The organism is Thalassospira sp. (genome assembly GCF_002709775.1).
Classification (GTDB): domain Bacteria; phylum Pseudomonadota; class Alphaproteobacteria; order Rhodospirillales; family Thalassospiraceae; genus Thalassospira.
Window position 1 is genome coordinate 65,947 of record NZ_PAQR01000010.1, and the last position, 13,149, is coordinate 79,095.

The following is a 13,149-nucleotide window of genomic DNA, read 5'->3' on the forward strand; positions in this document are numbered from 1 at the left end:
GGCTTCCGCTCAGACAGCTGACAGCTTTGCGATCAAGGCATCTGCCGTTGTGATTTCTCGCAGCGGCATTTGGTCCGTTGATGCGTCTGGATTTGCGTCATAGTGTAATCCTTCACCATCCCAGAACCACCAATATACGACGTTGCCTTGCTTGTCGCGGATCGGCATTCGGAACGTAGGAAAGGTGCTGTCGCTGGCCGGTATTTTCGCAGCACCGACTTTTTCGCCTTTGATCATGCCCTGTTTAAGTGCTGAGAATAGCGGGAGCATGAAGGTGAATTCGGTTTTGCCTTTTGCAAGCTCTGCAATGTTTGCCGGGCGAGCCGGATGGCGCCCGGGCAGGGCGCGGACTACTTCTGGGTACGCAGGATGGTTGTGTGTGACTTGCAAGTAGCCAAAGCCTTGGGGGAGCGTGATTTCGATGATATCGCCAGGCTGAAATTGTTTCATTGTTCTACCCCAGTGTGACGTCGAGACCGATATCAAGAGTCGGTGCAGAAATGGTGATCTTGGAGCTTGAGATGAAATCAACCCCTGTTTCGGCAACATCCTTGATTGTGTCGATATTGATACCGCCTGATGCCTCAATCCGCGCGCGACCGTTGTTAAGCTTCACCGCTTCTTTCAGACCATCAATTCCGAAGTTGTCGACAAGAACAGTCGTTGCACCAGCGCTTAGCGCTTCTTCGAGCTGTTCAAGTGTGTCGACTTCGATCTCAATCACAACAAGATGCCCGACATAATTGCGCGCGGCTTCGATTGCCTTGGTGATGCTACCGCAAACGGCGATGTGGTTGTCCTTGATCAGAACCGCATCATCAAGGCCAAAGCGATGGTTCGCACCGCCACCACAACGCACAGCGTATTTTTCAAAGGCTCGTAAACCCGGCGTGGTTTTACGCGTGCAGCAAATCCGCGCATCTGTGTGCGCAATTAAGTCGGCAAACTTTGCGGTTGTGCTCGCAATGCCAGACAGATGGCAGAGGTAGTTCAGTGCTACCCGCTCCGAGGACAGGATGGCACGTGCGTTTCCTGTCACCCGCGCGATTTCGTCACCTGGTGCGAGCGTATCCCCATCCTTTCGGAAGGCCTCGAACTGGAGCCCTGCACCGGCAAGAGCAAAAGAAGTCCGGGCAAAATCAACACCGCATAGGCGCCCGGCTTCGCGGGAAACGAGGGATACTTTTGCGCTCAGCTCAGGGCCGATCGTTGCATCGGTGGTCAGATCACCGGCGCGCCCAAGGTCTTCCTTGAGAGCGGCACGCACGCCCTCTTCGACCAGAATGGCCGGGAGGGAGGGAAATACGCCCGATGTTTTTGCATTATTGGTGGTCATAGGCTGAAAACCTCGCGGGTGGAGGGGTGGAAGAGTTCATCGATAGAAAGCTTCCGCGGTGAGAGGCCTTGGCGGTAATGGTAGTCAAGGAAGGTTTCGATCACTTTGCGGTTTGGTGCCACTCCATATGGCCACAAATCGTCGCCCAGAAGTTTCTTTGCACGATCAAGGGTATCTTCGACAAATGGCATGGTGACCTTGGTTGCGGAGGTATCGCTCAGTGCTTCCAAAGCCATTTGCTTGGATTGCGAGAAAGCCTTAAGCAACGCGCCGGGCAGCCAAGGATGTTGATCTGCAAGACTTCTCCGGACGCCTAGCACATGCATGATCGGGAAAATGCCGGTGCGGTTATAGTGGCCCTCAGCTGCGGAAATGCTGTCTGAGAACAGGCGGCCAACATGCGGGTGACCCTCGTTAAAGCATTTCGGCCAACGCGGGCCGATAAAGCCATCAATCTCGCCATCGGCCAGCATCTGGTTGAGGGTGGCGCCTTCGGGGGCTTGGGTCATTTTGACGTCTTCGGGAAGCTCAACCTTAATCTTTTCCGGGCGGCCCGGGGTGTCCATACCGCCACGTACCCAATGGATATCGGATGGTTTTACACCGTAGTCGTCTTCCAGAATGCCGCGCACCCAAACATTGGCGGTCAGCTGATATTCGGCAATGCCGATCTTGCGGCCCTTGAGGTCCTCTGGCTTGTTAATGCCTTTGTCGGTGCGAATGTAAACCGAGGTATGGCGGAAGGCGCGAGAGAGAAATACCGGGATCGCCACGTAATGTGCTTCGTTACGGGCAAGCTTCACACAATAAGATGAAAATGAAAGTTCACTTACGTCGAAGTCTTCGTTGCGAAACGCCCGGAAGAACATCTCTTCGGGTGACAGGAGCATCGACACCGGGTCGACGCCATCAATTTTGACGCGACCATCAAAAATCGGTCTGGTGCGATCATAGTCCCCATAGGCCAGTGAAAGGGTCAGGTTGCTCACGAGTTTCCTCCGGTGTTTGTTTCTTTTGACGGTATTTGATGAACCAATTTCACGGTTCCGGCTGTTTCTGCCGATTGCAGAATTGCGTGACAGGCTTCGAGTGTTGCCAGTCCCCAGCGGCCAGTTTGTGATGGCGGCGCATTCAGGCGCACTGCGCTGATCAGTGCCGAGACAACCTCGGATCGCGGGCCGGCATGCATTGGAGCTGGCATGAACTTCTGTTCAAAATCGCCATGCAACCAAACGCCATCTGCCGTGATGCGCAAATCGCCTCCTTCGCAGGAAACAACAATTGGTCCGAAATGTTCGTGATGGGGAGCTGGCGGTCGCACAGGTGTCTCCCCATATGTCCGGCCAGATTTAAGGGCGGCTTCCTCTTGCGGGGAGGATACTTTTGAAAGTGCGATGCGGGCCTGACCATAATTTGCAGGGTCTTTGGGGTAACCCAATTCACCAACCCAATCTTGCCAGACGTCTGAATCAAAATGCGCATAGCCCGAATAGGTCAAAGACGCAAAGGCGCCTCCTTCAAAACAGACAAGGGCGCTATACGCACCTTCTGTAGAGCGTTCTGGATCCCAGTTGCCGGTAGCTGCCGTAATGGTCTTCACCATGCCCCCGCCCAGAAGCCGGACGATATCAAGCTGATGGACAGCCTGACTAAAGATGACGCCACCACCTTCTGCTGTAACGAGTTCTTCGGGTCTGCGGGGGCGGTACAGAAAGTCGGTATAGTTCAGGGCGTGGATCATTCTGACCCGACCAACCTTGCCGGACTGAATGAATTCGTGGGCAAGGCTGACGGCACCATCAAAGCTNTGACTTGGTCCCACAATCAGNNGNACGCCAGCCTGCTCGCAGGCCTCNACCATCTTGATGCCATCCTCAAGGCTNATCGCCAGTGGCTTTTCGACGAGCACATGTTTTCCTGCGCGGGCGGCGATTGAAACGTGATCGACATGCATCTGATGTGGNGTTGCGATGTAAACAGCTTCNACGTCTGGGTCAGCACAGATGTCTTCAACGCGGTCATATGTTCGGCCGCCGAATTCCTTTTNGAATGNAGCACGCGATGATGCCCGNGGGGCACAGGCCGCGACGAGTTTGACGCGTTCATCGGCAAGCAGGCTTGGCAATGTCAGCATGAACCCGCGTCCGAGCCCGATNACGCCCAAGCGCAANGGGGGCTGTTCAGACCGGCACTCAGAGTTCGATGACAAGGTTACCCTCCCTGGCGCGGGAGACGCAGATCATGATCTGGCTGTCTTTTTCCTCATCCATCAGCACCATATCGCGATGGTCGACATCACCTTCGATCAGCTTGCAGCGGCATGTGCCNCANGTGCCACTCTCGCATGAGCTNACGGTTTTGATGCCNCTGTCGCGCAAAGCTTCAAGAACAGATCGATCTGCCGGNACCTGTATTGTCTCTCCGGTNTTAAGNAGCGTGACCTCGAACGCCTTGTCATCNTCNCGGACNGCCTCNACNGCCTTGAAATCCTCGAAATGGACACGCCCTTCNGGCCAGTGACCGGAAATCGCCTTGATTTCTTCCATCAANGGTGATGGTCCACAGCAATAGACATGGATTTGGCTGGGCTCTTCGAAGTGGTCCCAGAAATCGTAAACCTGTTCAAGGTCGCCATTGTCATGATGGAAGGTAACGTTTGAGCCGAAGGCTTCCTTCATCTCGGCCATATATGCCGTATCTTCCGCAGTNCGCGTGCAATAGATGATCTTGAAGGGTTTTCCCTCCATCGTCAGGNGATTGGCCATCGCATAGATAGGTGTGACACCGATNCCCCCGGCAATCAGAAGNTATTTTGACGCATTTTTCAGGGNAAAGGTGTTCTCGGGCGGCTGGATCGATAACNCGGTTCCTTCAAGCGCCGACTCGTGCATCGAAGAGGAGCCGCCACGCGATTCAGGTTCACGTTTTACGGCGATCACATACTCCTCGGGGCTGTGTCCATCNTTNANCAGCGAATAGCGNCGCATCGCCCCGGAGGGGGTCTCAACTGTGATGTGCGAGCCGGGTTCAAATGCTGGAAGTTCAATGNCTTCCACNGGNNAAAGCGNNAACTCGCAGATGTGGGGNGTGAGCTCTCGCCGGGCCACAACGCGCATTTTTATGCTTTCTAATTCTATTGACATTTTTTCCTCCCGAATTAACTTTACGCAATAAATTAGATATCTAATAATTCTTGTCAAGTCACTAGACGCCTGTAATCAGGTCATGTATATAANCTTCGATATCTAAGAATAAGTAACACGGAGGAGAGTTCGCGAGATGCTGAGCCATGAGGAGAATGATCTTTTAACCCGCGTCACTGGCGANGCGCCGATGGGCAAGCTGATGCGCCAGCACTGGACGCCGGTTTGCCTGATNGAGGAAGTNGCTGAAGCAGACGGNAAACCNCTGCTTGTTGAAGCGGTNGGTAACCGTTACGTCGCGTTTCGCGACTCAGAAGGCAAGCTTGGNCTGCTTGACGAGCTTTGCCCGCANCGACGTGCGTCTCTTGTGTTCGGTCGTAATGAGGATTGCGGACTGCGCTGCCTTTATCATGGATGGAAATTCGACGTTGAAGGCAACTGCGTTGCCATGTCGTCNGAACCCGAAGGCAGCCCNCTTCANGAAAAGGTCAAACACAAATCCTATAAAACTGTCGAGTGGGGTGGATTTGTCTGGGCGTGGCTTGGNGAAGAAGAAGACATGTATCCGTTTTCTCCGCCCGCTTTTGCNCCGACCGAAGACACGCAGGTTTCCATCCTGAAAATTCGCATCCCGGCAAACTGGGCNCAGATCACTGAAGGTCAGATCGACTCTGCGCACTCTTCAAGCCTGCATTCTTCTGACATGAAACCCGCGCGTGTCGAAGGNGCGTCTGCAGANGATCAGGCGTGGTATCGTCCGTCCACCGACAAATCGCCGCGCATGCANACGCAGACAACCAGCTATGGNTTCCACTATGCTGCNATCCGCAAGCCGATCAAGAATGCCGGCACGCATCATTATCTGCGTATTACCGAATACATCGCGCCATACACTTCATTGATNCCGCCCAACAACAATTACAATGTCGCGAGCGTNATCGTACCNATCGATGATGAAACCACGCACTTCCATTTCATCGCGTGGGGNGGGAAGGCCTGCCCGACAACCGAAGAGTGGCGCAAGTTCAACCATGCCCAAAAAGGCATTCATCTGGATGANCGATGGGTTTCCCAGCGACAACTCCACAACAACTTCCTGCAGGACCGCCAAGCTATGAAGCTTGGGAACTTTACCGGTGTGCTCGGNATTCCGAACCAGGATATCGTGATGTGGGTTTCAATGGGGGCGATTGTTGACCGTTCTGACGATATCTTGGGTGCATCCGATCTGGCGATTGTCGAGTTTCGTCGTCTGATGGTGGACGCCGCAAGGAAAGTTGATGCCGGCGGTGAAGCCCTTGGAACAACGGAACCAAGAGTCCCCCATGTAAACATCGCNTCGCGTGAGGGAGTTTATCCGCAGACCGTTGATTGGCGTACGCTTGTAGAAGNAGCAAGCGTCGCTGCAGAGTAGTGTTTGCAAGGGCAGGTTCGGCTCCGAACCTGCCCTTCAGACAAAAAATAACTAAGATATCTAATTTTATTGTTGACGGATCGTATGTCCTGCCATTTAACTTAGATATCTTATAAAAAATAAAATAACGACCTTTCCGCGCACAATAAAAATATAGAACGCGGATTTTCCTGGGAGGAAAACAGCATGAAGCCATTGAAAGCTTCTACTGCCGAGGTATTGCTGNCTGAGAGAGTTCCCAAAGGGCTCTATTATGGAGGGGCATGGCATCGCGCCNCAAATGCNCAAATCNCGGTCTTTGCGCCGTCTACCGGAACTGAAATCGCAAAGGTAGATAGTGGCTCAGCATNNGATCTTGATGCTGCTGTGACAGCGGCNGCGGCAGGGCAGAAACTTTGGGCGCGCACGACACCGCGNGAACGTTCNCAAGTGATGCGTGAAGCNGCGAACATCATCCGCGCAAACAAGGACGANCTTGCCCGTCTTGATGCGCTCGATAGCGGAAATTCCCTNNCCGGGATGCTGTTTGATGTCGAACTTGCCGCGACCTTGATGGATTTCTTTGCCGGTCTTGCGACGGANCTNAAGGGCGAAACTGTTCCGGTTGGCGCGGGCAAAGTGAACTATGTCGTTCGCGAGCCGGTCGGGGTTGTTGCCCGTATTGTCCCGTTCAACCATCCATTGATGTTTGCATGTGCCAAGCTCGCGCCGCCGATTATGGCTGGTAACAGCGTTATTATTAAGCCGTCCGAAGAAACGCCGCTTTCAAGTCTGAAGGTTGCAGANCTGATCGGNGGTCTTTTNCCGCCCGGTGTTTTGAATATTNTGAATGGTGGNCCCGATCTGGGTGCAGGTCTTTCGACCCATCCGGGGATCGCCAGNGTCAGTGTTGTTGGCAGTGCCGCAACCGGACGTGCTGTTATGCGCCAGTCCGCGGAGACACTTAAGCATGTCTCTCTTGAGCTGGGGGGCAAAAACGCCCTTGTCATATTCCCCGATGCCGATGTTGAAAAAGCCGTTCNAAGTGCNGTTAAGGGCATGAATTTGCCGTGGACGGCGGGGCAGTCATGCGGGTCGACCAGTCGNGTTTTCGTTCANGAGAGCATTTATGATCTGGTTGTCGAACAACTGGCTTCNGCTTTCAACGATATTACCNCGGGTGATCCACTCTCCCCNGACACTCAGATGGGGTGTTTGTCCACACGAGGTCAGTACGAGAAGGTTCTTNNCTACATCGATATTGCCAAAGNTGAAGGGGCAAGGATGGTNGCNGGAGGCGACGTTCCTGCCGATCTGGCGGGTGGCTTCTTCGTCAGGCCGACGGTGTTTGCCGATGTGACGCCTGATATGCGCATTGCCCAAGAAGAAGTGTTTGGTCCCGTACTAAGTATCCTGAAGTGGACGGAGTATGACGCTCTTATCGATGCCGTGAACGGCGTTGATTACGGGTTAACAGCCTCAGTCTGGACGCGTGACCTTTCCCAGGCAATGCGGGCCGTGGATGACATTTGTGCCGGATATGTCTGGGTCAACAATTCCAGCGACCATTTTCTTGGCACCCCATACGGCGGGATGAAGCAATCAGGTATCGGGCGTGAAGAATGCCTCGGTGAGATGCTGTCCTATACCGAACAGAAAAACGTGAATATCACTTTCGAGGCCTGACGCTGCTTTGCGGAAACCTGAAAAGGTTCGGCGTCCAATAACAATAAAACAAAACCATAATCAGAGATCGTACCCATTAGGGAGGAAAGAATGAGGCTTTTGACTCTTGCCGCGGCTATTGGACTGGCCTTCGGCGTTAACACTGCACAAGCTGAACCGGTAAACCTGACATTGTCGGGTGGAAACCCGGGTGGTTTGTGGTCCCTTCTTGGCGCAGGCATTGACCGAGCAGTCAAGCAGTCTGATGCAGACTCTGTCGTTACCTATCAGGCGACTGGTGGCGGCTTTGCCAATATCGGTTTGCTTGCGGCAAACCGGACGGATATGGGGCTGGTTCACAACGCCGAAGTGAAGATTGCTTTGGCTGGCGAAGCGCCTTTCAAGGCCCCTGTGACCAACATGCGTGCAATCGGCTACATGTATAATTGGGCGCCGATGCACTTCTTCCTCGCGAAGTCGATTGCCGATGAATACAACATCGACAGCCTTGATGATCTTGCAACGACAAAAGCACCGGTGCGTATTGGTGTGAACCGTTCCGGTAACATCACCTCGAACGTTGCACTCTTCATGCTCGAGCAAGCCGGCCTCGCCAAAGATGCTGTTGAAGCGAATGGCGGCAGTATTGTGCAGGCCGGTGCAAATGATCAGGCGGACCTGCTTCAGGATGGCCGGATCGATATGGTCACCAACGGTGTCTTCGTTCTGCACTCTTCGTTCCGTGCAATTGACGAGAACAATGAAGTGATTGTTCTCGATATTCCGAAAGACGTGATTGATGCAACCAACGAACGGTTTGGTACGCAGACTTTCACCATCCCGGGCGGCAGCTATTCCAACCAGCCTGCTGATGTTGAAACGCCAGCACTTGGTGCACTTCTGGTGACGACTGATCAGATGCCTGAATCTACCGGATATGAATTGACCAAGGCGTTGATTGATCACATCGAAGAGGTCAAGGCTGTTCACGGGTCCATGAAGGCGCTGAGCCCGGAGCTGATGGTTGACCAGAATGTCATGCCGTTCCACGCAGGTGCGGAAAAAGCATATCGTGAGGCAGGACTTCTCAAATGATGAAGTCACTTGTTAGCACAGGCCGCAAACGTAAGTTTGCGGCCTTACCCCACAAAACCCTGATCGTCATTGCAGCGCTGTTTGCTCTGGGTGTGATCTATGGCAACCTGTTTGTGATCTCCGATCCGCTGATCATCGGGATTTTGTTTCTGAGCGGTCTCTTCTCGATGCTGTTTCTGGTTATCGGTTCGCGTGCAAACGCGGCTGAACGGCCAACGATCATCGACTGGGGGCTCAGCGCACTTAGCTTGGCGACAGGTGCATTCTTCCTTTGGAATGCCGATGTCATTTCCAGCAGGATTACCCTGCTCGAAGAACTTACCCCCCTGCAGTTCTTCTTTGGCTCTTCATTGTTATTTCTCTCCTTAGAGGCTACTCGTCGCACAACTGGCGCTGGTCTGACGGTCGTGGTTTTGGGCTTTATGGCTTACAACCTGTTTGGACACTTGCTGCCGCCGCCCTTCGGGCATGGCTTGATCGAGTATAGCTATCTTCTTGATGCTCTGATTTTCACAACAGACGGCGTGTTCGGCGTACCAATCCAGGTTGTTGCGAGTTACGTTTTCCTGTTTGTCCTGTTCGGGACCTTGCTGTCATTTGCTGGCGGTGGTGACTTCTTTTTCAATCTTGCGGCGGCGCTCACCGGTAAAAGCCCCGGCGGCCCGGCAAAAGTTGCGGTTATCTCGTCGGGCATGTATGGCACGATCTCGGGAAGTCCGGTTTCTGATGTTGTCGCAACCGGATCCATCACGATCCCGATCATGAAACGGCTTGGCTATTCTGCACGGTTTGCTGGTGCAGTTGAGGTCGCAGCTTCCACCGGGGGCAGTGCAATGCCGCCTATCATGGGCTCGGCCGCGTTCATCCTTGCGGAATATACCGGGTTTGCGTATCGCGAAGTGGTGTATGCAGCGATCATTCCAGCCATCCTTTATTACCTTGGCGTTTTTTCGCAGGTCCATCTTCGTGCTGTAAAACGTGATCTGCGTGCTTATCCGGATGATGTTCCCACTCTCAAACAAACGGTCATCAATGGCTGGATGTTTGTCGTCCCGGTGGCGGTGATTGTTTTGGTGCTATCACTTGGCTACTCACCAACCATGACGGCTGGTTTGGGTGCGGCATCGGTGGTGGTTGCGGCAGCATGTTCACCAAGAACCCGCATGAGCCTGTGGCGTGTTGTTGAAGGTCTTGGTGAAACAACTCTGCGTATTCTGCCCGTTGCGGGTGCCTGTGCGGCAGCAGGTCTTGTGATCGGTGGTCTGTCTATGACCGGACTTGGCATGAAAGCTGCCAATGTGATCATGGCCATCAGTGGTGCAGATCCGGTCATCACGCTCATGATTGCGGCTGTCGTGACCATTATCCTTGGTTTGGGCATGCCGACACCAAGTGCATATATCCTGGCCGCGGTTCTGGTCGGACCTGCTCTTGCCAAGTTGGGGTATCCGCTTCTTCAATCGCATATGTTCCTTCTTTACTACGCGATCTTGTCGGCACTCACTCCACCAATTGCTGTTGCGGCTTTGGCTGCCGCTGCCATCGCAGAAGAGGACCCCTTCAAGATAGCCTTTGATGCTGTCAAGCTGGCTGCGGTTGGTTTCCTGTTGCCATTCGTCTTTATATGGAACCCGGCCATCATCGGTGAGGGTTCGGGGCTACAGGTGGCCTTGGCGTTGATGGGCGGTGTTGTTGCTGCAATTTCGCTGGCAGTTGCCATCGAAGGATACCTCAATGGCAAGCAGAACAGGATTGCGCGTTGCATGTTTGTGGGTATTGCGGTGGCCTGTGTCGCGCCATTTATCTATGTCGCAATCCCTGGCATCTTCTTTGGTGGTGTGTTGCTTGTTCGTAATTACAACACCGCTTCAAATACATCCGACAAAATAACAGAGAGTCGAAAAGTTCCTGGAGCGTGATGTCGCTCTAGTGTGCGAAGAAGGTATGTGCCTTTGTGCCATACCTTCTTTTTTTTGTTTGTCGAAAATTGCCATCTTTTCTGTCAATTCTGCAGGTGTTGTCATCTTTTAGAGCATCTGACATCTGTAATCAGGCTCAATTCTCAGGCGAGTTTCAAAGTCGCACTCTTTACCAAGCGCATTGGTACGTGGTCATGGCTTTTAATTTGACTCTGCAATGTTGCATCCCTAAATAAGAACAAATAGTGAACATTTGTTGTTTGGTGTGATGTTGACTGAGCGTCTTAATGAAGCCCGTGCTGCATTGGTACGGGCGGAGAAAATATGCAGAGGCCCAAATTCCGGTTTTCCTGCTCAGGCCGGTCAGGTGGCTTCACATGCATTTGGCGCCATGCCATTAACGTCAAATATCAACCTTGGCGGTATTGCCCTGTTCGGCTTGCATGAAGTGATCTGTGATCATGACGCTGGTGCATCATCGATCTTGGCCTGGTATCTGGCACAGATAGACCAGAGAAAACCGGATACAGAAGCAGCAAGAAGGTCTGTTTTCTGGATCAGGCAGAGGCGGGCGATTGATCAGGGTGGATTTTATCATCTGTCTTTGCCGATGCTTGCTGATGCCGGTTTCCAATCCCTGATGATGGTGGTTGATCAACAGGCAACAGCACTTTGGGCATGTGAGGAGGTCGCCAAATCGGGACAGGTTGCATCCATCATACTCGAAACCACTGATTATGAGCTGACGGCATCGCGCCGTTTGCAACTGGCTTGTGAGGCCGCCGGAACACGGATGATTGTCATGCGCCGGGCTTCTCGGGGCAACCGCATGATGCCATCAAGCGCACTGACACGTTGGAAGATTGAACCAGCATCAACTGCAGCACAGAACAGGACAGGGAATATCCATCATCTCAGCCTGATCGGGGGACGCGGGGTCCGACCGGGAAGCTGGAAAGTCAAAGTCGATGCAACAACGTTTTCTTTATCTGTGGTTGCCCCACTGGAAAACCGACTGCCAGACCACAAGCCAAGAGATCGGTACGTCTAGGCCTGATCACCCCCGCCAACCGGGCGACGTAACGCGATCAGAAACCGGGTCGAAACAGGCGCCGCATGTGATTACGCGCACAGATCACAAAGGTGTTTTTGTCTGTGGTTTGAACCATGAAGCCCGGAATGCTGGGTTGCATGGTGGCATGCGGCTGTCTGATGCGCGCAGTATTCTGCCTGATCTGCAAGACACGCCCGAGGATACTGAACTCGTTGATCGCCATCTGACACAACTGATCCGCCATATGGACCGATACAGCCCGTGGGTGGCTCCGGATCGAGACCTGCATACAAACAGTCTGATGGGGGATGGCGGGCTGTGGCTGGAAATCACCGGGGGCAGTCACCTGTTTGGGGGCGAGCCATCCATGATCGAACAAATCTTGCGGGATATAAAAAATCATGGCCATGAGGCCCGGATTGCCATTGCTGATACTGCAGCCGCCGCTTGGGCGGCGGCACGTTACCATCAAGGTGCTGTATCTGAACGTATTTTGTCTTTGCCTGCTAATCATGAGGTGGCTGCAAGGTTTCCGGTGTCAGCCCTGCGATTGTCTGATGACATCATCGTCCTGTTATCGCGGCTTGGCCTGAAACAGCTTGGGGATATCAATTCGTTACCGCGTGCCAACATCACTACCCGCCTTGGTCCGGATGTGCTGCACCGTCTGGATCAGTTTTATGGCCGTCTGCCCGAATATCTGAATTTCGAGCTGCCCGATGCCCCTTGGCTGATCAGGCAAAGTTTTGGCGAACCATTGGGGAGTGCCGACAATCTGGCGCATGCGATTGAAGGCATGGTCGCCGATCTCTGTGCACAGCTGCGCGATGAAAACCTTGGTCTGCGGCGCCTGATCGTCCGGTCCATCCGGGTCGATGGCCATGCCCATACCATCATGACGACCACAGGCACGCCCTGCCAGTCCGAAAGCCATATCTTGCGATTGCTCGCGGAAAAGATGCCCGGGGTTGATACCGGCTTTGGCATCGAACAGGTGATTGTCTATGCGCCCTGGGTCGAACATGTCGCCTTTCGCCAGGTCCGTCTGGATCGCAAGCAGGATGACAGCAGCGATGCCATTGCATTGGGCGAGTTGCTGGATCGCATTGCCCATCATCTGGGCCCCAAGGACATTTTATATCGCCCGGCCCATCATGCCAGTCACCTGCCCGAACGGGCCGCCATCCGGCAATCGCCCACCGGGCCGACCAAACCGGCACGTATCCCGGATGCCCCGCTGCCCAAACGCCCGATCCGTCTGATTGATCCGCCCGAACCGGTCGATGTTATGGAACGCAGTGCGACCGGCGCACCCACAAAACTACGCTGGCGCAAGATGCTGATTGATGTGTTGCGTGCCGACGGGCCCGAGCGCATCTGCCCGGAATGGTGGACCCATCTGGAGCGGGACAATTACGCCCTGTCGCACATGACACGCGATTATTTCCGCATCTGCGATCAGAAGGGCCGCTTGATCTGGCTCTTTCGCAGCGGCCATGCCGGGCAGGATATCTGGTCGGTGCATGGTTTGTTTGCCGGATAAC

11 protein-coding genes are annotated in these 13,149 nt (G+C 53.7%); 6 read left to right on the plus strand and 5 right to left on the minus strand.

The features are described from left to right. Positions 1-9: 9 nt before the first annotated feature. From CMO10_RS05525 to CMO10_RS05545, 5 genes are all read right to left on the minus strand, one after another. Positions 10-450, minus strand: a complete 441-nt coding sequence (locus tag CMO10_RS05525) for a hypothetical protein (RefSeq protein ID WP_297019408.1) — start codon at positions 448-450, stop codon at positions 10-12. Between the two features lie 4 nt (positions 451-454). Next, on the minus strand, positions 455-1,336 hold the full coding sequence (gene nadC, locus CMO10_RS05530; protein WP_297019410.1) for a carboxylating nicotinate-nucleotide diphosphorylase: 882 nt from the start codon (positions 1,334-1,336) through the stop codon (positions 455-457). Further along, positions 1,333-2,325 carry an ABC transporter substrate-binding protein gene (locus CMO10_RS05535; RefSeq protein WP_297019412.1) on the minus strand — a complete coding sequence of 331 codons (993 nt, stop codon included), beginning with the start codon at positions 2,323-2,325 and terminating at the stop codon, positions 1,333-1,335. Before CMO10_RS05535 ends, nadC begins: the two co-directional genes overlap by 4 nt. After that, the gene (locus CMO10_RS05540) at positions 2,322-3,470 is read right to left on the minus strand and encodes a Gfo/Idh/MocA family oxidoreductase (RefSeq protein ID WP_297019414.1); all 1,149 of its coding nucleotides are present in this window, start codon (positions 3,468-3,470) and stop codon (positions 2,322-2,324) included. Before CMO10_RS05540 ends, CMO10_RS05535 begins: the two co-directional genes overlap by 4 nt. Before the next feature lie 58 nt (positions 3,471-3,528). Then, positions 3,529-4,479, minus strand: coding sequence for a PDR/VanB family oxidoreductase (locus CMO10_RS05545; protein WP_363928327.1), 951 nt, complete (start codon positions 4,477-4,479; stop codon positions 3,529-3,531). 202 nt (positions 4,480-4,681) lie between these two features. Between CMO10_RS05545 and CMO10_RS05550 the strand changes: the two genes are divergently transcribed. The 6 genes from CMO10_RS05550 to CMO10_RS05575 all read left to right on the plus strand — a co-directional run bounded on the left by CMO10_RS05550 (position 4,682) and on the right by CMO10_RS05575 (position 13,148). Beyond that, the gene (locus CMO10_RS05550) at positions 4,682-5,893 is read left to right on the plus strand and encodes a Rieske 2Fe-2S domain-containing protein (protein ID WP_472910350.1); all 1,212 of its coding nucleotides are present in this window, start codon (positions 4,682-4,684) and stop codon (positions 5,891-5,893) included. 186 nt (positions 5,894-6,079) lie between these two features. After that, positions 6,080-7,558 carry an aldehyde dehydrogenase family protein gene (locus CMO10_RS05555; RefSeq protein WP_297019419.1) on the plus strand — a complete coding sequence of 493 codons (1,479 nt, stop codon included), beginning with the start codon at positions 6,080-6,082 and terminating at the stop codon, positions 7,556-7,558. Between the two features lie 90 nt (positions 7,559-7,648). Next, positions 7,649-8,632 (plus strand): TAXI family TRAP transporter solute-binding subunit, encoded by a 984-nt coding sequence (locus tag CMO10_RS05560; protein WP_296997260.1) that lies wholly within the window; start codon positions 7,649-7,651, stop codon positions 8,630-8,632. Continuing rightward, positions 8,629-10,551 carry a TRAP transporter permease gene (locus tag CMO10_RS05565; protein WP_297019422.1) on the plus strand — a complete coding sequence of 641 codons (1,923 nt, stop codon included), beginning with the start codon at positions 8,629-8,631 and terminating at the stop codon, positions 10,549-10,551. The genes CMO10_RS05560 and CMO10_RS05565 overlap by 4 nt, the downstream gene beginning before the upstream one ends. 265 nt (positions 10,552-10,816) lie before the next feature. After that, positions 10,817-11,602 carry an ImuA family protein gene (locus tag CMO10_RS05570; RefSeq protein ID WP_297019608.1) on the plus strand — a complete coding sequence of 262 codons (786 nt, stop codon included), beginning with the start codon at positions 10,817-10,819 and terminating at the stop codon, positions 11,600-11,602. Next, positions 11,589-13,148, plus strand: a complete 1,560-nt coding sequence (locus tag CMO10_RS05575; protein ID WP_472910351.1) for a Y-family DNA polymerase — start codon at positions 11,589-11,591, stop codon at positions 13,146-13,148. Before CMO10_RS05570 ends, CMO10_RS05575 begins: the two co-directional genes overlap by 14 nt. The last annotated feature ends 1 nt before the right edge of the window (position 13,149 follow it).

What these genes read in the sequence shown, in the direction of transcription:
- CMO10_RS05525 (WP_297019408.1), bottom strand. Translation starts at nt 450, where the DNA reads ATGAAACAATTTCAGCCTGGCGATATCATCGAAATCACGCTCCCCCAA.
- nadC (WP_297019410.1), bottom strand. Translation starts at nt 1,336, where the DNA reads ATGACCACCAATAATGCAAAAACATCGGGCGTATTTCCCTCCCTCCCG.
- CMO10_RS05560 (WP_296997260.1), top strand. Translation starts at nt 7,649, where the DNA reads ATGAGGCTTTTGACTCTTGCCGCGGCTATTGGACTGGCCTTCGGCGTT.
- CMO10_RS05565 (WP_297019422.1), top strand. Translation starts at nt 8,629, where the DNA reads ATGATGAAGTCACTTGTTAGCACAGGCCGCAAACGTAAGTTTGCGGCC.